The 21,272-nt window shown below is 43.1% G+C and carries 17 protein-coding genes; 12 read left to right on the top strand and 5 right to left on the bottom strand.

The features are described 5' to 3' along the window. Positions 1 to 63 precede the first annotated feature (63 nt). The 6 genes from leuS to ABZP31_RS02295 all read left to right on the top strand — a co-directional run bounded on the left by leuS (position 64) and on the right by ABZP31_RS02295 (position 9,100). A complete protein-coding gene (leuS, locus tag ABZP31_RS02320; RefSeq protein ID WP_005023438.1) occupies positions 64 to 2,685 on the top strand; it encodes a leucine--tRNA ligase in 2,622 nt (873 codons plus the stop codon). Positions 2,686 to 2,712: 27 nt separating this feature from the next. Further along, positions 2,713 to 3,228 (top strand): LPS assembly lipoprotein LptE, encoded by a 516-nt coding sequence (gene lptE / locus ABZP31_RS02315; protein ID WP_034670211.1) that lies wholly within the window; start codon positions 2,713 to 2,715, stop codon positions 3,226 to 3,228. 19 nt (positions 3,229 to 3,247) lie between these two features. Then, a complete protein-coding gene (holA, locus tag ABZP31_RS02310) occupies positions 3,248 to 4,243 on the top strand; it encodes a DNA polymerase III subunit delta (RefSeq protein ID WP_005016405.1) in 996 nt (331 codons plus the stop codon). A 111-nt stretch (positions 4,244 to 4,354) separates the two neighbouring features. Next, positions 4,355 to 5,695, top strand: coding sequence for a MacA family efflux pump subunit (locus tag ABZP31_RS02305; protein ID WP_248132257.1), 1,341 nt, complete (start codon positions 4,355 to 4,357; stop codon positions 5,693 to 5,695). A gap of 2 nt (positions 5,696 to 5,697) precedes the next feature. After that, positions 5,698 to 7,686, top strand: coding sequence for a MacB family efflux pump subunit (locus tag ABZP31_RS02300; RefSeq protein WP_367156883.1), 1,989 nt, complete (start codon positions 5,698 to 5,700; stop codon positions 7,684 to 7,686). 10 nt (positions 7,687 to 7,696) lie between these two features. Then, a complete protein-coding gene (locus ABZP31_RS02295) occupies positions 7,697 to 9,100 on the top strand; it encodes an efflux transporter outer membrane subunit (protein ID WP_005023424.1) in 1,404 nt (467 codons plus the stop codon). A gap of 284 nt (positions 9,101 to 9,384) precedes the next feature. Here ABZP31_RS02295 and ABZP31_RS02290 read toward each other — a convergent pair whose 3' ends face one another. From ABZP31_RS02290 to ABZP31_RS02280, 3 genes are all read right to left on the bottom strand, one after another. Then, positions 9,385 to 10,188 carry an enoyl-ACP reductase gene (locus tag ABZP31_RS02290; protein WP_005023422.1) on the bottom strand — a complete coding sequence of 268 codons (804 nt, stop codon included), beginning with the start codon at positions 10,186 to 10,188 and terminating at the stop codon, positions 9,385 to 9,387. Between the two features lie 147 nt (positions 10,189 to 10,335). Next, a complete protein-coding gene (locus ABZP31_RS02285; protein WP_005023419.1) occupies positions 10,336 to 11,067 on the bottom strand; it encodes a Bax inhibitor-1/YccA family protein in 732 nt (243 codons plus the stop codon). Between the two features lie 211 nt (positions 11,068 to 11,278). Further along, positions 11,279 to 11,710: an RcnB family protein gene (locus ABZP31_RS02280; protein ID WP_005023417.1), complete on the bottom strand. Its 432-nt coding sequence runs from the start codon at positions 11,708 to 11,710 to the stop codon at positions 11,279 to 11,281. Positions 11,711 to 11,874: 164 nt separating this feature from the next. Between ABZP31_RS02280 and ABZP31_RS02275 the strand changes: the two genes are divergently transcribed. Then, positions 11,875 to 12,321 (top strand): hypothetical protein, encoded by a 447-nt coding sequence (locus tag ABZP31_RS02275; RefSeq protein ID WP_005016416.1) that lies wholly within the window; start codon positions 11,875 to 11,877, stop codon positions 12,319 to 12,321. 52 nt (positions 12,322 to 12,373) lie between these two features. Here the strand turns inward: ABZP31_RS02275 and ABZP31_RS02270 are convergent, their stop codons facing one another. Beyond that, on the bottom strand, positions 12,374 to 13,837 hold the full coding sequence (locus tag ABZP31_RS02270) for a phospholipase D family protein (RefSeq protein WP_106438695.1): 1,464 nt from the start codon (positions 13,835 to 13,837) through the stop codon (positions 12,374 to 12,376). A gap of 102 nt (positions 13,838 to 13,939) precedes the next feature. Further along, entirely contained in the window at positions 13,940 to 16,039 is a 2,100-nt protein-coding gene (znuD, locus tag ABZP31_RS02265; protein WP_034670224.1) for a zinc piracy TonB-dependent receptor ZnuD, read from the bottom strand. A 130-nt stretch (positions 16,040 to 16,169) separates the two neighbouring features. Between znuD and ABZP31_RS02260 the strand changes: the two genes are divergently transcribed. The 5 genes from ABZP31_RS02260 (at position 16,170) to ABZP31_RS02240 (ending at position 21,271) form a co-directional block, all read left to right on the top strand. After that, complete coding sequence (locus tag ABZP31_RS02260; RefSeq protein ID WP_138000489.1) at positions 16,170 to 16,934, top strand: DUF4184 family protein; 765 nt, start codon at positions 16,170 to 16,172, stop codon at positions 16,932 to 16,934. Between the two features lie 206 nt (positions 16,935 to 17,140). Beyond that, on the top strand, positions 17,141 to 18,919 hold the full coding sequence (gene aspS, locus ABZP31_RS02255) for an aspartate--tRNA ligase (RefSeq protein WP_000986451.1): 1,779 nt from the start codon (positions 17,141 to 17,143) through the stop codon (positions 18,917 to 18,919). 138 nt (positions 18,920 to 19,057) lie between these two features. Further along, positions 19,058 to 19,276 carry a hypothetical protein gene (locus tag ABZP31_RS02250; RefSeq protein WP_001251491.1) on the top strand — a complete coding sequence of 73 codons (219 nt, stop codon included), beginning with the start codon at positions 19,058 to 19,060 and terminating at the stop codon, positions 19,274 to 19,276. Further along, positions 19,276 to 20,214 carry a glycosyltransferase gene (locus ABZP31_RS02245; protein WP_001170031.1) on the top strand — a complete coding sequence of 313 codons (939 nt, stop codon included), beginning with the start codon at positions 19,276 to 19,278 and terminating at the stop codon, positions 20,212 to 20,214. The genes ABZP31_RS02250 and ABZP31_RS02245 overlap by 1 nt, the downstream gene beginning before the upstream one ends. A 37-nt stretch (positions 20,215 to 20,251) precedes the next feature. Then, positions 20,252 to 21,271: a glycosyltransferase gene (locus ABZP31_RS02240; protein WP_000498151.1), complete on the top strand. Its 1,020-nt coding sequence runs from the start codon at positions 20,252 to 20,254 to the stop codon at positions 21,269 to 21,271. The last annotated feature ends 1 nt before the right edge of the window (position 21,272 follow it).

Here is a 21,272-nt window from a genome sequence, read left to right as displayed (position 1 = left end):
ACATTTAGGTATATTTTGCGCTATGCTTTCCACAAAATTTTTATTGCTGTTCATTAGACGTTTATGACTACTCACATTGACCCTGAATATCAAGCGAGCGCGATTGAACCTCAAGTCCAACAAGACTGGGATAATCGTAAAGTATTTAAAGTTGCCGATACGGTTGAAGGTAAGCACCGTTACATCCTTTCGATGTTCCCTTACCCAAGTGGCAAACTCCATATGGGTCATGTGCGTAATTATACGATTGGCGATGTCATTAGCCGATTTTATCGTCTGAAGGGTGAAACCGTGCTTCAGCCTATGGGTTGGGATGCGTTTGGCCTACCTGCTGAGAACGCGGCAATTGCACATAAAGTTGCTCCAGCAAAATGGACATTTGAAAATATCGCTTATATGCGAGACCAATTAAAAAAACTCGGCCTGTCTGTAGACTGGGATCGTGAATTTGCAACGTGTACACCAGAGTACTATCACTGGGAACAATGGTTGTTCGTTCAGCTTTATAAAAAAGGTTTGATCTACCGTAAGCTTTCAACAGTAAACTGGGATCCGGTTGACCAAACAGTTTTGGCCAATGAACAGGTAGAAAATGGCCGCGGCTGGCGTTCTGGTGCATTGGTTGAAAAACGCGATATTCCAATGTACTACTTCCGAATTACGGATTATGCACAAGAATTACTAGACGATCTGGACACGCTCAAAGACGGCTGGCCTCAACAAGTGTTGACCATGCAACGTAACTGGATCGGTCGTTCTACAGGTATGGAAATTACTTTCCCATCTGCCAATACCGAAATTTATGCTGACGGCCTAACTGTTTATACAACACGTGCTGACACGCTTATGGGCGTGACATACGTGGCGGTTGCAGCAGAACACCCTCTTGCGCTTAAAGCTGCTGAAAATAACCCTGAATTGGCTGCATTTATTGAAGAATGCCGCATGGGTTCAGTTGCAGAAGCTGACTTGGCTACAGCCGAGAAGAAAGGTATGACAACAGGTTTGTTTGCAAAACACCCTGTAACTGGCGAAGAGCTTCCTGTCTGGATTGCGAACTACGTATTAATGTCTTACGGTTCTGGCGCAGTGATGGCTGTACCAGCACATGACGAACGTGACTTTGAATTTGCTAACAAGTTCAACTTGCCAATTAAGCAAGTGATTGATGCCAAGGGCACTGATGATGCAGAGTATTCTGCAACTGAATGGCAAGAATGGTACGGTTCTAAAGAAGGTAAACTTGTTAACTCTGGCGAGTTTGATGGTTTAGAATTCCAGGCTGCATTTGATGCATTCCTTGCGAAATTAGAGCCACAAGGCTTAGCAAATTCTAAAGTTCAATTCCGTTTACGTGACTGGGGTGTTTCTCGTCAACGTTACTGGGGTTGTCCAATTCCAATGATTAACTGTGATACTTGTGGTCAAGTCACAGTTCCAGAAGACCAACTTCCGGTTGTATTACCAACTGATGTTGTTCCAGATGGCTCAGGTAACCCGCTTAATAAAATGCCTGAGTTTTTCGAGACCAAATGTCCTTGCTGTGGTGGCGATGCACGCCGTGAAACAGATACATTGGACACATTCGTAGAATCATCTTGGTACTACGCACGCTATGCATCTCCAGATTTTACTGGCGGTATGGTTAAACCTGAAGCTGCTCAAAACTGGCTTCCAGTCAATCAATACATTGGTGGTGTTGAACACGCGATTCTTCACTTACTTTATGCACGTTTCTTCCACAAGTTAATGCGTGATGAAGGTGTTGTACAAGGTAATGAGCCATTTACCAACTTGTTAACTCAAGGCATGGTACTTGCAGATACTTTCTATCGTGAAGCAGAAAATGGTAAGAAAACTTGGTTTAATCCTGCTGATATCGAACTCGAACGTGATGAGAAAGGCCGTATCATTTCTGCAAAATATACAGGGGATGGTCAAGAAGTGATTATCGGCGGACAAGAAAAAATGTCCAAGTCAAAAAATAACGGTATCGACCCGCAAGCGATTATTGACCAGTACGGCGCAGATACAGCTCGTGTATTCATGATGTTTGCTGCCCCACCAGATCAGTCACTTGAATGGTCGGATGCAGGTGTTGAAGGTGCAAACCGCTTCCTGAAACGGGTATGGCGTTTAGCCACTGGCTTCCTTGAAAAAGGTAACAATGCATCAAACATCGACAAAACTGCATTGTCTGCTGCCGCGCAAGACTTGCGTCGTAAAACACATGAAACCATCCAGAAAGTTAGTGATGATATTGAACGTCGTCATGCATTTAACACAGCCATTGCGGCAATGATGGAACTGTTGAATGCCAATAACAGGTTTGAGGCAAAAGATGATAATGATGTGGCAGTTGCACGTGAATCTATCATGGCACTGCTTACATTGCTTGCTCCTTTCGCGCCACACTTAAGTCAGACATTACTGGCCAAGTTTGGAAGTGATTTAACCGCTGCACTGTTCCCTGTTGTGGATGAGTCTGCATTGGCTCGTAATACGCAGACTATTGTGGTACAAGTAAACGGTAAACTTCGTGGCAAACTTGAAGTTGCTGTCGATATTTCTAAAGAGGAACTGTTGGCTCAGGCCAAAGCCCTGCCAGATATCCAGCAGTTCCTGACAGGACCAACCAAAAAAGAAATTGTTGTGCCAAACAAACTGGTTAACTTGGTCGTTTAATTAAATATATAGCAAAGGGGAAATGGCATGCACCTGGCCCAACGTTTAGCAGCAATTGTTTTAACTTTAGGCTTAAGTGCAGGCCTGGTTGGCTGTGGGTTTCATCTCAAAGGAACAGAACCTACAGCAATGCCTCTGGCCTATCAAAAATTAAGTCTTGTCTTGCCTGCAAATGCTGAAGAGCTACAGAGTCAGTTAAGTATTTATCTGACTGCCGCAGGCATTCAGCTGACCAATTCACCAAATGCTTATGTACTTCGGGTAGTAGAATATACACCAAGACGTCAACTGCTTAATGGTAAGCTCACGGAGGTTTTACTGCGTCTGACTGTCACCATCCAGATTGAAGATCATCAGGGTAATCCGGTCACCGAACCACGTACCCTTACTGCATCACGCAGCTACCAGTATGATGTGGAAACTGTAAATACAGATAACCAGGAAGAAGGCTATTTACAGCGGCTGCTAATTGATGATATTGCCCAGCAAATCAGTCGCCAGATCAGCTCTAACCGCTTGCCGCGTATACAGAATGTATCCTGACAGCCTGTAAATACAGTTTATGAAAATTGATTACCTCCAGGCTTTAAAACGTGTCGCGGATGCTCGCGGTACGTGGATCCTGCACGGGCAGGAACCATTACTGGAACAGAACCTGCTTGATGCATTTCGCCAGTCATGGCAGGTACAGGAAACTGAACGGCAGCGTTATGATATTTCCAGTGTTTCTGACTGGAAGCATGTCTTTAACGCGCTTAATAGCCTGTCATTATTTTCACAGCATCTTGCCGTTGAAGTACACGGCAATATCAAACCAGATGCTGGCGCCCTCAAGCAGCTGAAAAACTATATCCAGCATAATGAGTCTAACCTACTGTTAGTGGTGATGCCAAAGCAGGACAGTAGCAGTCTCAAATCTGCCTTTTTTCAAGTAGTTGAGGCAAATGGTGTAGTGGTGCCGCTAGTGGCGAATTATCCTAAGGAACGCCAGCAGATTTTAAGCATTGAGGCAGAAAAGCTAGGTATCCAGCTGGATCAGGAAGCTTGGCAGTGGCTCATGCAGCACCATGAACATAATCTGCTTGCTGCAAAAAACAGCCTGATGCGTGTTAGTGATACGTTTCCCGAACAGCGGTTAATTCTCACTGAACATTTATATGCCTGTTTACAGGACCAGTCACGTTATAGCACCTATGATCTGAGCGATGCTTTGTTAGCTGGCAATCTGGCACAGTCAATCCGTATTTTCCAATATCTGCTGGCCTCAGGTGAACCCATGAGTCTAATACTCTGGACTATTAGCCGTGAAATGCGGCTATTGATGCAGTTATTTGAGCAACCACAGAATGCACTGCAACTGGGCATTTGGAAGACTAAAATCTCCAGTTACCAGCAGGCTTTGCGCCGTCTTAATCCGAGACAGTTTTTAACCTGGCCGGGTTTGCTGTTGCACATTGATGCTGCAATTAAGGGCATGAGTGAAGAAAATGCCGAGCATCTCTGTCAGCAGGCAATTGCCGAACTATGCGGTGTTAGCCTATTTGAATACTCAGCCTGATTAAAACAGTTGAGTAAATGTAACTCATTATCAGATATTTAAAAAAATTCAATATTTATCCTCATTTTATTCTTATACTTAAACAAATTTTTTCCCTTAACCTGAATCATCATGCGAAAAATAAAGCCAACCAAAGCGATTATCATCGCAGTCAGTATTGCCGTAATTGCAGCCCTTGCCTGGTATTTTCTGAAGCCGGAACCTGAACAGCCGCAATATATTACCGCTGAGGTCACACGCGGCAATATTGAAGATTCGGTACTGGCAACAGGTATCCTGGAAGCGACCCAAATGGTTAATGTCGGGGCCCAGGTTTCTGGTCAGGTCAAAAAAATGAATGTGAAACTGGGAGATCAGGTAAAGCAAGGCCAGCTGATTGCACAGATTGATTCGATTCGTCAAGAAAATGAAGTTAAGACTGCTGAGGCGAATATCAAAAACCAGCAGGCGCAGCTGGCGGTCAGACAGGCCAATCTGGCTAAAGTTGAAGCTGAGTACCAGCGCCAGCGGAACATGTACGCACAGGATGCTACCTCACGTGCTGAATATGAATCTGCTCTCGCCAGTTATCGTACTGCTCAGGCAGAAATTGCAGCAATTAATGCCCAGATTGAACAGTCGCGTTTAACCTTGGCTACCGCGCGTGAAGATTTAGGCTATACCCGTATTGTAGCACCAATGGATGGTACTGTCGTTGCGATCGTGACTGAAGAAGGTCAGACCGTAAACGCAAACCAGAGTGCACCTACCATTGTTAAGCTGGCAAAACTCGACAATATGACTATCAAGGCTGAAATTTCTGAAGCTGATGTAATGAAAGTAGAGCCTGGCCAAAAAGTCTATTTTACGACACTAGGTGATAGTGAAACTAAACACTATGCCAGCCTGCGTCAGGTTGAGCCTGCGCCAACCTCAATCAATTCAGAAACTACCAATAATACTTCAAGCTCATCCAGTACTGCGGTGTACTATAACGCACTATTTGATGTGCCCAATGAAGATGGCAAGCTGCGTATTGATATGACTGCACAGGTCTACATTATTCTGGCAGAAGCCAATAACGTGTTAACTGTACCGGCTTCTGCCCTTACAACTGCCAACCGTCCACAACGTACACGTGGTGAAGGCAGTAGCGCAGCAGGCGGTGATAAACGCCCAGATAGAAATACTGATAGTAAATCTGCAAACCCGAACCGCCCGCAACGTCTTAACCTGACTGCCGAGCAGCGTCAACTGGTGGCACAAGGTAAGGCCAAACTCTCGAGTGTCAGGATATTACAAGCTGATGGTAGTAGCCGTCCACAACAGGTACTGGTGGGTCTGAATAACCGAGTCACTGCAGAAATTATTGCAGGGCTCAAACAGGGTGATCAGGTCATCATTGCAGATGGTTCCGATAACTCGAATGAAAATGCCAAACGCAGTAATCGTGGCGGCCCAATGAGAATGTAAGCATGAGTCAGAATCAGCAGCAACCTTTACTGGAGGTCAGCCAGCTCACTCGTGAATTTCCGGCGGGTGAAGGCACTGTCCAGATTCTTAAAGGCATTGATCTAAAAATTTATCCAGGTGAACTGGTGGCTATTATTGGTCAGTCCGGTTCCGGCAAGTCGACCTTGATGAATATTCTGGGATGTCTGGACAAGCCCACACAGGGTAGTTACAAGGTCAATGGTAAAGAAACCCGTAAACTGGAACCAGATGAGCTGGCTCAGTTGCGCCGTGAGTATTTTGGCTTTATTTTTCAGCGCTACCATCTGCTGGGTGATTTGAGTGCAGCAGGGAATGTAGAAGTTCCAGCAATTTATGCAGGTGCAGACAGCACTGAACGGCATGAACGCGCACAGAAATTACTGACAGATTTAGGCTTAGGAGATAAGACCCAAAACCGTCCAAGCCAGTTATCTGGCGGACAGCAACAGCGTGTTTCAATTGCCCGTGCGCTCATGAATGGCGGTGATGTCATCTTGGCTGACGAACCAACTGGCGCGCTAGATAAGCATAGTGGTGTAGAAGTAATGCGCATTTTGCGTGAACTGAATGCCAAAGGCCATACGATTATTCTGGTAACACACGATATTAATGTTGCCAAAAATGCCACACGAATTATCGAAATCAGTGATGGACAGATTATTGATGACCGGCCAAACATACCGGAATATCAGGAAAATGAAGCAGCGCTAGAGCCAGTACAAACCTTAGTAAAAGAACCACAAGCAAAAATTTCATCTTGGCGCTCGGCCTTGGACCGTTTAGGTGAAGCATTTCGTATGGCCTTACTGGCCATGAATGCGCACCGGATGCGGACCTTTCTGACTATGCTGGGTATTATTATCGGGATTGCTTCGGTAGTTTCAGTGGTAGCACTCGGTAATGGTTCACAAAAACAGATTTTAGAAAATATCAGCAGTCTGGGTACCAATACTATTACCATCTATCAGGGTCGTGGATTTGGCGATAATTCACGCTCTTCTCAGGTAAAAACCCTGATTCCGGCTGATGCCGACGCATTGGCAGATCAGCCTTATATCCAGGGTGTTTCTCCGACAGTCAATAACAGTGTCACCGGCCGTTTTAAGGATACTGAGGCTTCGATTACTGTAAATGGAGTCAGTGATCAGTTCTTTGATGTGCGCGGTTTAAATTTCACTGCAGGGCAGGCATTCGATAAATTTGCTATTAATGAACGCTCGCAGGATGTGGTCATTGATAGTAATACTCAAAAGACCCTGTTTGCAGATGGTTCCGATCCGATTGGACAGGTCATTCTGCTCGGAAGCGTACCCAGTCGAGTGATTGGTGTAGTTGAAGCCAATGCCGGTATGTTTGGTTCCGACAGTTTGAATGTATATCTGCCCTACTCTACTGTAATGAGCCGGATGCTGGGTCAGTCCAATGTGCGCAGTATTATTGTACGGGTAAAAGATCAATATTCCAGTTCGGCCGCTGAAAATGCCATTCTAACTTTACTGGAACAGCGTCATGGTGCTCAGGACGTTTATAGTCAGAACTCGGATAGCATCCGCGAAACTATTGAGAATACAACCAAAACCATGACCCTGCTGGTGTCTGCAATTGCAGTAATCTCTCTGGTAGTGGGCGGTATAGGAGTTATGAATATTATGCTGGTTTCAGTCACCGAACGTACCCAGGAAATCGGGGTACGGATGGCGGTAGGAGCACGCCAGAGTGATATTCTGCAACAGTTCCTGATTGAAGCCATACTGGTCTGTATTTTGGGCGGGATTCTGGGCGTTTTGCTTTCCCTCGGTTTAGGCCAGCTGGTTACCAAGCTTTCTAATGGGTCTTTCCAGATGGCTTACTCCACCACCTCCATGATTGCAGCCTTTGTCTGCTCCAGCATGATTGGTATTGTATTTGGATTTTTACCGGCACGTAATGCTGCACAGCTTGATCCTGTTGCCGCCCTTTCAAGAGAATAAGGAGAATTTCATGTCTTTGCAGTTGACTAAACTTGCTGCCGCACTTTTTCTGACAAGTTCTCTGGTCGGCTGTGCGGCAATGGTAAAAACACCATATGAGCAGCCAAATATACAAATTCCGGGCAGCTTTCAGAACAGCCCGGTAAATGGCAAGCAAATTCATGCCAATGTTTATGCAGATCAATGGTGGACACTGTTTGGAGACCAGCAGTTAAACACTCTGGTAAATCAGGTTTTAGCCAGCAACACAGATTTAGCTGTCGCGGGACTAACTCTACGTCAGGCGCGTTTACGTGCCGAGCTGGCACGTAATGCCGAGTTACCCCGGGTAAATGCGGGTGTCTCGACAGGACATCGGATTGATCTGAATTCAGGCGATGACCAGTCGCAGGGGGTATCACTCAGCAGTGGAGTGAGTTATGAAGTGGATCTGTTTGGTCGCTTAGACCGGCAGACTGAAGCTGCACGCTGGGAAGCCGCAGCAACGGCTGAGGATTTACAGGCTACTGCCCAAAGTCTGATTGGTAACACAGCAAATCTTTACTGGCAGTTAGGCTATCTGAATGAGCGCCTGGTTGTACAGAACCAGAACCTGCAAAGCTCACAAAAGCTTTTAGATCTGGTCCGGGTACAATACCGTGCAGGTGCTGTATCTGGACTGGAAGTAGCCCAGGCAGAACAGGCTGTACAAAGTCAGCGGGCCAGTTTGAGCCAGTTACAACAACAGCTGGTGGAGACACGCACTGCACTCGCTATACTTCTACAGATTCCGGTACAGCAGTTAAATATTCAGGAACCGCAGCGCTTGCCTGTCATCCGCCTGCCTGTTCTTGGCGCGGGTCTACCTGCAGAAATTTTAGCGCGTCGCCCAGATTTACGCGCTGCCGAGTTACGTTTACGTCAGGCATTGGCAACCAAAGATGCAACTCGAGCCAGCTATTATCCTTCAATCAGCCTGACTGGAAATCTGGGTTCAACCAGTACTTCCCTGACCCAGCTTTTACAAAATCCTGCGCTAACGCTGGGAGCGAATTTAAGCCTGCCTTTTTTGCAGTGGAATGATATGAAGCGTGATTTAGCTATCAGTGAACTGGATTATGAAAAAAGTATCTTGAACTATCGACAGACTCTTTATCAAGCTTTCGCTGATGTAGAAAATGCACTCTCAGCCCGGACTGAACTGGATAAACAGGTTCGCTATCAGGAACAGAATCTGGCTTTGGCGGAACGGACTGAACGTTTATATGAGGTACGTTATCGCAATGGTGCTGTGGCTTTAAGCAACTATCTGGATGCTCAAGAAACTACTCGTAATGCTCGTATTGCCTTGGTTCAGGCTAAACAGAACCAATATAATGCTTATGTTACCTTAATGCAGGCTTTAGGCGGCAGTCCCATTCAACAGCTTCCTTAAACAGAGAAAAACTTTAAAAAAGCTCATTGTTGGGCTTTTTTACTGCTTAATACCTGTTGTTTTGAATTTCGTTAATAATCAGTTTTTAATTTCTCAAGTATTTATATATTATTCAGTATTTAAACTTAGCCATAAATTTTTATTTCATCAGCCCGTTCGATTCTAGAAAAACTTACTTTTATAAACGCCCTTAAGAACTTAAGACTAGCCCTTTTTAGATTTAATGAAAATAGGACTATAAAAATAAAAACGGCCTGTAATGGCCGTTTTTAAGTGAATATTTTTTATTCAGTTTCTAGTAAAGCCTGGCTCATGCCAACTGTATTAAAACCAGAATCAACATACAGGATTTCGCCAGTGATACCAGATGCCCATGGAGAACACAGGAATAAAGCCGCATTTCCGACTTCTTCAATAGTGACATTACGGCGTAATGGCGCAACACGTTCATTAGCATCTAGCATTTTACGGAAAGATTTAATTCCGGAAGCTGCCAGTGTACGGATTGGACCGGCAGAAATGGCATTGACACGAATACCTTTAGGACCCATGCTTGATGCCAAGTAACGAATACCAGCCTCTAATGAGGCTTTAGCCATACCCATGACATTATAGTTAGGCATCACGCGCTCTGAACCTTGGTAGGTTAGCGTGAGTACACAGCCCTGACGTGCCTGCAGTAAAGGCTTGGCAGCACGTGCCATGGCAATCAGGCTGTAAGCACTAATGTCATGTGCAATACCGAAACCTTCACGGTCTGTAACCTCGGTAAAATCGCCATCGAGTGTATGTGCCGGAGCAAAGCCAATTGAATGCACTAAACCATCCAGACCATCCCAGTGCTTTGCCAGCTCGGTAAAGGCTGTTTCGATTTCAGCATCATTCGCCACATCACAAGGAAATACCAGTTGAGAACCGAACTGTTCAGCAAAATCATCCACACGTTTTTTTAATTTTTCATTCGGATAGGTAAAAGCCAGCTCAGCCCCTTCACGATGCAGTGCCTGTGCAATACCAAATGCAATCGATAACTTACTCGCAATACCCGCAATTAAAAAGCGTTTACCTGCCAATAATCCTTGTGCCATGGGATTCTCACTTTAAATAATTTGTCTGCATAATGCCAAGTCTTGAATAATTGTGAAATTGCATAAAGCACCTTTTTTTATATTTTTTCTTTTTATAAAAAATTGCCTCAATACATGAGGCAATTTTTGCAAATTTTATAGAGAAGATCAGTCATTCGATAACAGACCGATCAAACGCAGGAATGATATATACATCCAGACTAGAGTAGCCAGCAAGGCAATACCACACAGCCATTCCATGGATTTTGGTGCACCTTGGGCTGCGGCTGTCTCAATCAGGTCAAAATCCAGAATCAGGTTTAATGAAGCAATGACTGCAACAAATACGGCGAAACCAATACCTAGCCAGTTACTCTCAAACAGGTAAGGAATGGCCGAGCCAAAGGCAAACTGCATGATGAGCTGAATGACGAAGACAATACACAGCGCCAAGGTTGCAGACATCACCACTGCTTTAAATTTTTCAGTCGCACGGATAATCTGCATACGGTACAGGGCAAACATGACCAGTGTAGTCACAAAGGTAGCCAGTAAGGCCTGAAGTGGTGCGCCTGGGTATTTCAGTTGAAATACAAAAGAAATACCACCCAAGAAAGCACCTTCAAATAAAGCATAAGGAACGGCCAGTGTGGGAGCAGTATTAGGCTTAAACGTTGTCACCAATGCCAGAATCAGCCCCCCGAACATACCGACCAAGGCTGCTGAATAGGCTAGGTTGGCATTGGCAGTCATAGCGCAGTAAAAGAACAGCGCAATACCGACTACAGCAGATACAACAGTCAGCATCACTGATTTTTGAATTGCGCCACGGATGGTCATAGGCCGGTTGAAATCACTATAGGTTTCAACCCGGGTTAATACAGGGTTATTACTTTGCATAATTGAACTCAACATTTATTGTAATTTAGAGATAATCAAATTTTAAACCGAATTTCTTTTGTGCCGATGAAGAGCTTGCTTCTTTTTGTTAATTTAAGCTATTTCATTATAAATAGATTTATCTTTTATTAAAGTTATCAAAATAAGCACTTGAATTACTTATCTCTATTTAATACTCATAAAAACTACTGGTCTCTGAATTTATACACAGTTATTGAACTGGAACCAGCTGATAGTAACCAGAGGATAGCACCCAGCGGTAACCTCTTGGTGGAGCAGGTAATTTCGGCTCACTTCCCTCATCAATAGTATATTGGCTTCCCTGATACTGAGTTGGAAATTGACTATTCAAGATCACCTGTCGCTGATTACTGTATTCATAGTGTCTCGGTAGCTCATAACGGTACTCAATATAAGGCCCTCTCTGCTGTGGATAAGAATATTGAGGATAAGGCCGATGTGGACCTGTGCCCCATTGTGGAGGTCTTTGATGAGGCGGACGGTACTGTGGCGGAGGCAATGGCTTGACAGGGCGCTCTACACCGCGATAATTTCCCCAGCGGTTGCTGCTGTCAGCAAAAACAGATAATGCCATTCCCAGACACAGGCTGCCAAGGACAGCTAGACGCAATAAGTTATGCATGGCAGTACTCCAGATCCATATATTTCTATCTTAGCCCTAAAACATGAATAAAAAATAAACATTTTTTAAAAATCTTATGCTCCAAACTGAAAGAACTAGCTGAAATCGGGTAAAAGTAAAAATATGCTAAGATGCGTTTTTGTTTTGCTATGGGAAACAGGTCTGTGTCTGACTTAAGCTTTGAACGGCTCTATCAATTTTTCAGTAGGGTTCCATGTGTACAGGAACAGCGAATTGCAGCACATGGAAATGATGGTGAACATGCCTGGTGGTTCAAATTTTACATCGATATTGAACACCCGCTAGCTTGGCAAACCGTACAGGAACTGGGCCATGTTTTGAATTATCTATCGACCAATGAACGCCTGCCCACACAGTTTTTACCCGTTTCACCTCCACCTTACATGAATGGAGCAGCCAAGGACTTTCTCGCTTGGGTAATTCAATGTAATCATGTAGATTTTCCGCCTGATGTGGTTTGTGACTGGCTAGAAGCCCGCTTGCCGAATCCAGTGGATGATGAAAGTCAGTGGCATATTAAAACTGACCTGAGTGAACTGGAGAATTTGACACCTGCCGAACTTGATCAGTTGATCCCCCCCACTCACTGATTATTTTATCGGGCACGAGATTATATAAACCTCCTGCCCTTCTTAGAATATTCTAAAAAGTGGATATACCACTCCACTCCATAAAACGATATGTCCAGTATTTTAATTTTGAGTGATCAGCATATTGAGAATAAGGCACGCTCATAGACCGTCCATTCAGGTTAGACCAAGCTGTATCAAAATAGCGTTGAGCATCAACAAAAACCTGTGCTTGCGGCTGACCAACTACTCTTAAATCTGTTTCCAGATTATAATTTTTCAAATTTCTTGCAGTAAAGTTAGCAGAGCCGGCAATTATTTCACTTTGATTCTCACCACGTTTCAACAGTATTTTGCTATGACATTGCTCGCCTTGGGTATTACACCAGCGTAAAGGAATCCCCACCTGATGCAGCTCCATTGCTACTTGACGGTTAGGTATACCATTTTTCTGGCGGCCAAAAGCATCTTTATTCGGATCAAGTAGTATCCGCAATTTTACCCTCCGCTCATGGGCAGCAATTAATGCCTTAATAATATGCCGTTCCGAAAGGTAGAACATGGCCAGATCAATCTGTTCATTAGCCTTGGCAGAATTGATTAAATCCAGAGCTTTCCGGTAAATTGCTTCTTCTGTAAGAACTTGAACCTGAGGATAATTTGAATCCTCTTCAAACTCACCGACTACTACAACTGGCGCTTCTCCTTGAGACATTCCGGCTACAGCCTGCTCAGTTTTCAGCACATCCATAGCAGTATTGCCTGTTACGACCAGTCCAATGTTGGAGTGACGTGAACTGCCATCATGCGGATTGGCTGAAGTAACCAGTGCTTTCCAGCCAGCTTCAGTGTCAACCACCAGTGTTTTACGATGATTGGCTTTAAAATTAATGAGATGCAAATAGCTGCGTAAAGTTACCTTTTCCTGCCCGAACGGGTTGGGAAGCCAGCCTTTCTCTGGATTATTCCCTAATCCCTGACAACAGATATACCAGAAACCTGACCATAATGGATTAGAAGCCCGCAATGGTGTTAAGTCAGTTTCTATAACCTCAATACCACTTTTACGCAATTGTCGGTAATGTTCAGGCGCAATTCCCCCATAGACTGAATTTATCGGGTCAGTAATCACGGTAATATCAATACCCGGAATTTGTCGGCGCTTACTGATCAGCGCATTGGTGAGTTCTTGGGTGAGAGGACGGTGCGTAGTCTTGGCGGCACCAATTTCGGGATTATATAAAAACATATCCAGCACAATGGTCGTGCGGGCTTCCTGAATCAGTTTCAGCATTTCATTGAATATCTGCTGGTCCGCCTGCTGCCGTCCCTGAATATCAATATAGGTTTCATCGGCAAGAAACTTAATATTGGCATGGCGCAACCGGCCTTCGAAGTCCAGTCCTTCTGGTAAAGGTTTATAAGTATGATAAATGGCTGAAGCAAAGTACCCTATAGCCATCAAGGCTATAATCGTAGCGATATAACGGCGGCCTGACCAGTTCAGTTTATGATGAATTCGATGAAAGATACGCATATGATAAAACCTAACCCAATCGGTTCAGGCTAGGTTTTATCAGCTGATTTTTCAAGAGCTTTTTCGTGAGCCATTTTTATTTAAATAGCTCAAGCTTTTTATCTAAAAGTTAAAATCCAGCCCGACAGTAAAGTTACGGCCAACCTGTGGAATATTTGAAAGGAAAGAAGCATGGTTATAAACCGTTTCATCCAGTAGATTATTGGCTTTCACATAGATGCGGTAATCGGTTTTATCCGTCGCTCGTGCCGAATAGGCCAAGCCCAGATTGACCATGTTATAGCCTTCTGTTTCAATTTCATACGCCGCAATTTTGTCTTGGGTAAAGACATGGTAATACTCAGCCATACCAGAGAAACCATCACCAAAGTCCGCATCAATCTTGCTACCTAGACGTCCGCCCGGAATTCGTGGTGCATTACCTTCTGTTTCAATCTTGCCACGAACATAATCACCAAACAGACTGGCTTTATAGCGTGGCGACAGCTGATAGGACACTTCACCTTCAGCACCATAAAAACGTGCTTTATCTTGTGTATATTCAACCAGGCGGAAGTTTTCGAAGCGGTCCAGTGTCTGAGCATAAATATAGTCATCAAACCAGTTATGGTAAGCATGAATATGATAATTCAGCTTGTCGCCCTCATAATGAAAACCCAGTTCGATGTTATTTGATTTTTCTGTGTCCAGATTTTCATTACCGATTTCATAGGTATTAGTGGCCAAATGCTTGCCTTTGGCATAAAGTTCCTGAGCCAGAGGTAAACGCTCCTGATGCGAGGCAACCAGTGAAAGTTTATAATCAGGCAAGAATTCCCAGTTAGCAGCGCCTGAATAAGAAAAGGCATGATCATCATAATTTTTTTGTGGTGAATAAATCTCAATCTTTTGCTGATCAAAACGCGCTGCCAGCTCAAAATGTACATCATTCCACTGGGTGTGTTCTAAAGCAAACAGGCTCCACTTATCTGTTGTGGTTGGCCCGGCAAATAAAGATTCTTCACCAGTAATATTCAGCTTCTGACGACCAAATTGCGTACCGATGACGCCTTCCCATGCTGCGACCGGCTGATGCACCAGTTCCAGACGCGCATCATAACCCGTACTTTTAAATGTGGTAGCTGCTTCACCCTCTTCAATTTCATCATGTTTATAGTCGGTATAGCTGGCTTGAGCACGTAATTTTTTAAATCCGGCAAAAGGATCATCCAGCTCGGTTCTAAAATCATAGCGTTCAGACTTCAAATCAACCCAAGGACCGGCATGATCATGATCCTTTTCATGACTGTGCTCGTGTTCATGTCCCTCTTCATCATGATGATGTTCATCACCACAATGTAGATGAGGCCTACCGGATAAATAGGCTTCACAGCTTTCATATTCATGACTATGTCCAGGTAAACCATACTGGTCCTGGCGGTTCGTATAGGAAAGGCCGGTAAACCCGCGATCATGAATCCAGGAAAGTCCGACGCTGGCTGTATCGGATTGTGCGAAGGTATTATCAACCCTGCGTTCTTTTACCAGATGGCTGTGGTCGCCGTGGCTATGCTCATGATAATAGTCTGGCGCAATATAATTGTTGGCATCACGTTTTAGCCCTTCAACCCGAAGTGCCACCTGTTCTCCCAAAGCTAATGTCACACCTGCTGTTTCAAGCTTCTCATCATTACCACTGTTGTAACGCAGCCCTGCACGACCTTCATAACCATTATCAGGCATGCGTGTCGGAATTTTACTATCTGTAACATTAACCAGCCCTCCCACTGTACCGGCACCATACAGCAAGGTAGATGGCCCACGCACAATCTCTACCTGCTTGGCAAGCGCAGGGTCAACCATAACAGCATGATCAGGCGACAAGGTGGAAACATCCATGGTTTCTGAGGCATTTTGCAGTACCTTCACTCGTGCCCCCTCCTGCCCGCGAATTACAGGGCGGCTAGCACCGGGTCCGAACTGGTTGGAATATACCCCCACCTGATCACTTAAAGCTTCACCAATTGTTGTACCGCCCTGGATCAGTTGCTCTTTTTCAATAATATTATCTGCCGCCACGTAATCTACAGCGCTTTGTACCAGCGGATGAGCTGTTACCTGTATTGTTTCCAGCTGCTGAACAGAGCTATTTTCTTCAGCAAAAATTACCGGAGAAACCACCGCCATAATCGATAAAGTTAGAAAGTTCTTAGAAAACTGCATCTTGTTGACTCAAGTGTACTTTTAATAAAATGTTATATTATAACATTTCACTATTTTTGCAATAAAAAACATTCTAATAAAAAGTTTTAAGTAAACTGTGGTTCATTATTTTTAGTCTTTATCAGTTTTCATGCCTTTTACGCTCTCTCATGCAGTTTTGGCGCCACCACTAGCAAAACTTAGTGGTAACCGCCTGCCTCTGGCTGCATTAGCCATTGGCTGCATGGTGCCTGACCTGATCCGTTTATTTGTTGCAGATGCTGCAGGTTATACTCACCAGTGGGCCTCAATACTGCATCCTAATTTATGGATTGGCCTAGCTTTCACGCTGGTTTGGTATCTGATTTACCGGCCTGCGTTATACCGTTTTTTAGGTATCCAGAAACCTCTAAATATTCATAGCCCTCTGCAAGCGCTTATTTTTTTAGTAAGCTGTAGTATTGCCATTTTACTGGGCACAGCAACGCATATCCTTTGGGACGGGCTAACTCATGCTGACTACAGAACTTTTGCCTTCTATAATTTTTTAAGCCAAAACATTGTTTTATTAGGCAGTAGTTATCCTCTACATATGGTGCTACAGATTGGTACTTCAATATTGGCATTACCTGTTCTGTTTTGGTTTTCCTGGCGTTATTACCTGCTTTATCGGCAGCACTTGAAAGTGTCTTCTAAAATTAAAACTTATTTTTGGATATTATTTGGTTTGGCATTCCTAGCTGGTGCATGGTCTGTTTATGACTACCTGAGCTATTTCAAGCCAGAGTTAATCTCATCTGAGCTTTATTTTTTTACCGGTAAATCTATTAACGAGTTCAGTCAGGCCTCACTGGCTATTTTCAGCTTAGGATGTATCCTGTTTTTAATTTTAGATCGGAAACATCTTATGGATTAGTCATATTTTTTCTCTTAAATATTACTAATCTGACCAGAACCGATCCAAGATATTTCTCTTGCAAACTATAAGCACAATTTATCAGGGTTTTTTGATCTAGTTCTTGTGACAGAATCTTCTAAGAGGCATAATCTCCCATTACCTTAAGGCGGTACGCTGTTTACGTATACGCTTTCACTAACCCATATAGTTGGATTTTAGACGCTATGATGCGAACTCATTACTGCGGTTCTTTAACCGAAGCTCAAATTGACCAAACCGTAACTCTGTGTGGCTGGGTACACCGTCGCCGTGACCACGGTGGTGTGATCTTCCTTGATATGCGAGACCGCGACGGTCTAGTTCAAGTGGTTATTGACCCAGATACTCCAGAAGCATTTGCAACTGCAGATAAAGCACGTTCTGAATATGTATTAAAAATTACAGGTCGTGTTCGTCGCCGTTATGAAGGTACTGAAAACCCAAATATGGTGAGTGGTCAAATCGAAGTTTTAGGCAAAGAAATCGAAGTTCTTGCTGCATCTGAAACTCCACCATTCCCATTAAATGACGACACAATTAATGTGTCTGAAGAACACCGTTTAAAATATCGTTTCTTGGACATCCGTCGTCCAGAAATGTTAGAGCGTTTACGCTTCCGTTCTAAAGTAACCAACTTGATTCGTAACTATTTAGACGATCATGGTTTCTTAGACGTTGAAACTCCGATTTTAACTCGTGCAACCCCTGAAGGTGCGCGTGACTATTTAGTACCAAGCCGAGTACAAAATGGTAGCTTCTATGCACTTCCACAATCACCACAATTATTCAAACAATTGTTGATGGTTGGTGGTATTGACCGTTACTACCAAATCGCAAAATGTTTCCGTGATGAAGACTTACGTGCTGACCGTCAGCCTGAATTTACTCAAATCGACATTGAAACATCATTCTTAAACGACGATGACATTATGGATTTGATGGAAGGCATGACTGTTAAATTATTTAACGACTTGCTTGGCGTAAAATTTGAAAAATTCCGCCGTATGCCATACAGCGAAGCAATGCGTGATTATGCATCTGACAAACCAGACTTGCGTATTCCGTTAAAACTCGTTGATGTTGCAGACTTAATGCAAGAAGTTGAGTTCAAAGTATTTGCAGGTCCAGCTAAAGACCCTAAAGGCCGTATTGCCGCACTTCGTGTACCAGGCGCAGGTTCATTAACACGTAGTCAGATTGACGAATACACTAAATTTGTCGGTATCTACGGTGCAAAAGGCTTAGCGTACATTAAAGTTAATGAAATCGAAAAAGGAATTGAAGGCCTTCAATCTCCTATCGTTAAATTCATCGAACCAATCGTAATGCAATTGCTTGAACGTGTTGGTGCTGAAAATGGCGATATCGTATTCTTTGGTGCGGACAAAGCTAAAATTGTAAATGATGCAATGGGTGCCCTTCGTGTCAAGATCGGTCATGACTTGAACCTTGCGACTTGTGAGTGGGCTCCACTTTGGGTTGTTGACTTCCCAATGTTTGAAGAAACTGACGATGGCAAATGGACTTCTGTTCACCATCCATTCACATTACCTAAATCTAGCGTAGAAGACGTGAAGAGCAATCCAGGCGAAGCACTTTCTGTTGCTTACGACATGGTATTGAACGGTACTGAAGTTGGTGGTGGTTCACTTCGTATTTACACATTAGAAATGCAAAAAGCGATTTTTGAAGCGCTTGGTATTTCTGATGAAGAAGCAGAAGAAAAATTCAGCTTCTTACTCAATGCACTTCGTTACGGCGCACCTCCTCACGGTGGTTTGGCATTTGGTCTGGATCGTCTGGTCATGCTTATGACTGGCGCGACTTCAATTCGTGATGTTATTGCGTTCCCTAAAACGAAAACTGCTGAATGTCCACTTACTCAAGCACCAGCTCCTGTTGAAGCAAACCAGCTTCGTGACTTGGGCATCCGCTTACGTGAACAACAAAAGAAAGAAGCTTAATTGCTCTTTAATAAAAAACCCTGCAATTGCAGGGTTTTTTATTAGAAATAAGATATATATTCGACTTACCTAAGCTATGCTTTGCGAATAAGCTGGTCAGTGGCATAATAAGGAGCTTTTAATTTAGAGGTCAGCTTTATGGCTATGCGCCCAGATGTACGACGACATGCTTTAGTCGTGATTGTATTCTCCCTCGCACAATGGTTTTTCATGCGCTACATCCTTGCGAATGAATTATTTAACCTCACGACGAACCAACGTATTCTTTATTTCTGTGTAAGCAGTTTAGTCGGTGCATTACTTATCTTTGTTGCACTGATTTATATGGTGCTCAAAGGTAATGCGGATAAAAAGTAATGCAAAAGAAACTGCTCATCATTGGTAAACGCAGCGGTATTTTGCAGTGGTACGAAAATATTCTTGCTGCTGCCCATCAAAGCCCTGATTATGAAATCCAAGGCTTTGCCTTAAATCATAACAATACCACCGATCGGTTTCTGAAAAAGCTATTACCAAACAAAGATATATATACGGCAAATTTACTCAAAAAGAAACTGCAAACGTTTCAGCCAGATTTGATTCTCATTGCCGATCTTTTTTATTTTAATGATCATTTACTGCAAGTTTTGGCAGACTTTCCATGCAAAAAAGCACATTGGATTGGTGACTTTTTTGATGAACGCTTATTAAAATCTAAAGACGTCATTGATTTATATTGCTTTACCGATTCTAGCTTTATCGAAGATGCGAGAGCAATGGGACTAAATCATGCCATTTATCTGCCTCTTGCTTATAATCCAAATGTCTTCTTTTCTAGCAATGAACAAAAAGATGATCGTCTTTTATTTGTAGGCGCATGGTCGCCTGATCGACAAGAGCTCATTGAACAGATTCCCCTTCCCCTCACTGTCTATGGGAAAGGATGGGATAAACTCAGCAAATCAAACAGTATTGTTCACCCTCACAATATTCCTTTGACTGAAGTTGCCGAACTCTACAGAACGCATCGTTACATCTTGAATGTCATTAACAAGAAAAATATTCGTCAAGGTATGAATATGCGTTGTTTCGAAGCTCCGGCTTGTGGTTGTATTTTGGTAAGCGAGTATGTTGAAGATCTAAACTATGCTTTTGATATCAAAAATGAAATTATTTCATTTGAGAATCCGCAAGAATTGCAATTGAAGTTAAAAGATCCAATAATCAGCGCTGAAGCAGCCATGTATAAAGTTCAACAGAGTCATACTTATAAAAATAGGATAGAGACCGTCGTTGACTTATTGCTTCAAGCTTAAGTTTTAGCTTTTTTAATTTTGTATAGGCCACCCTCACGTGTTTGTTAGTGTTATTGTTCCAAGTTATAACCATGACCAATATTTAGAAGACAGAATTGAGAGCATTCTTAACCAAAGCTATTCGCAATTTGAAGTGATTCTTTTAGATGATCTATCACCCGATCATAGTGCCGAAATTTTAGCGAAATACAAAAGCCATCCGAAAGTTTCACATTGCATCATCAATGAACAAAATTCAGGCTCAACATTTTGCCAATGGAACAAAGGCATGCATCTAGCAAAAGGCGATCTGATCTGGATTGCAGAGTCTGATGATGTTGCCGACTTACAATTTTTGGAAAAATTAGTCCCTCATTTTGAAAAAAATCCTAAGCTTGTTCTTGCCTACAGCCAATCTCATCGAATGAATGCACAAGGTGAAGTCACGGGTTCATGGAAAGATTTTACTGATCAAGTTGATTCAAAATTATTTGAAAATGATTTTGAAATGAATGGTCTCGAATATATCGAAAGATTTTTAAATGCTCAAAACACCATTCCAAATGCCAGTGGTGTCATTTTTAAAAAACAGACTTATTTCGATGTAGGTGGAGCTAATCCAAGTCTACGCTTTATTGGTGATTGGGAAATTTGGGCAAAAATCGTATCGCAAGGTGACATCTTCTTTACGCATGAGTGTTTAAATTATTTCCGCTACCATGACACCAGTGTTATTGCCCAAGCCAAAAAGAAAAAAGATCATTTTGAAGTAAGACGGCAAGTGATTTTGCTCCGCCAAAGCATGTCTCAATTCTTAAAAGACTATTCCAAGACACATCCAGAAGCCAAAAAGGCTTACTGTATTAACCAGCAGAGCTTATCTAAAGAATTGAGAAAAAATGCTTCTTTGGCAATTCGTCGTCGCTATTATGATCGAATTATTCCAACGAGTATCACTGCACTACAGACTCTACCTTTTTATGTTGTCCCTTTTTACATACTCAAATTACTTATTCAGTTCATTTTATCAACCTGTTTAGTCGCACCATATAAAATAATATTGAAACAGCCTCGATAAA

The organism is Acinetobacter sp. FL, assembly GCF_040744925.1.
GTDB lineage: Bacteria > Pseudomonadota > Gammaproteobacteria > Pseudomonadales > Moraxellaceae > Acinetobacter > Acinetobacter radioresistens.
Note: the sequence above shows the minus strand (reverse complement) of the source record. Positions and strands in the feature narration are given on the sequence as shown.

Coding starts and splice junctions, on each gene's coding strand:
- ABZP31_RS02305 (WP_248132257.1), top strand. CDS start 4,355: ATGCGAAAAATAAAGCCAACCAAAGCGATTATCATCGCAGTCAGTATT.
- lptE (WP_034670211.1), top strand. CDS start 2,713: ATGCACCTGGCCCAACGTTTAGCAGCAATTGTTTTAACTTTAGGCTTA.
- ABZP31_RS02245 (WP_001170031.1), top strand. CDS start 19,276: ATGCAAAAGAAACTGCTCATCATTGGTAAACGCAGCGGTATTTTGCAG.
- ABZP31_RS02300 (WP_367156883.1), top strand. CDS start 5,698: ATGAGTCAGAATCAGCAGCAACCTTTACTGGAGGTCAGCCAGCTCACT.
- ABZP31_RS02295 (WP_005023424.1), top strand. CDS start 7,697: ATGTCTTTGCAGTTGACTAAACTTGCTGCCGCACTTTTTCTGACAAGT.
- ABZP31_RS02285 (WP_005023419.1), bottom strand. CDS start 11,067: ATGCAAAGTAATAACCCTGTATTAACCCGGGTTGAAACCTATAGTGAT.
- aspS (WP_000986451.1), top strand. CDS start 17,141: ATGATGCGAACTCATTACTGCGGTTCTTTAACCGAAGCTCAAATTGAC.
- ABZP31_RS02250 (WP_001251491.1), top strand. CDS start 19,058: ATGGCTATGCGCCCAGATGTACGACGACATGCTTTAGTCGTGATTGTA.
- znuD (WP_034670224.1), bottom strand. CDS start 16,039: ATGCAGTTTTCTAAGAACTTTCTAACTTTATCGATTATGGCGGTGGTT.
- ABZP31_RS02280 (WP_005023417.1), bottom strand. CDS start 11,710: ATGCATAACTTATTGCGTCTAGCTGTCCTTGGCAGCCTGTGTCTGGGA.
- ABZP31_RS02260 (WP_138000489.1), top strand. CDS start 16,170: ATGCCTTTTACGCTCTCTCATGCAGTTTTGGCGCCACCACTAGCAAAA.
- leuS (WP_005023438.1), top strand. CDS start 64: ATGACTACTCACATTGACCCTGAATATCAAGCGAGCGCGATTGAACCT.
- ABZP31_RS02270 (WP_106438695.1), bottom strand. CDS start 13,837: ATGCGTATCTTTCATCGAATTCATCATAAACTGAACTGGTCAGGCCGC.
- ABZP31_RS02290 (WP_005023422.1), bottom strand. CDS start 10,188: ATGGCACAAGGATTATTGGCAGGTAAACGCTTTTTAATTGCGGGTATT.
- holA (WP_005016405.1), top strand. CDS start 3,248: ATGAAAATTGATTACCTCCAGGCTTTAAAACGTGTCGCGGATGCTCGC.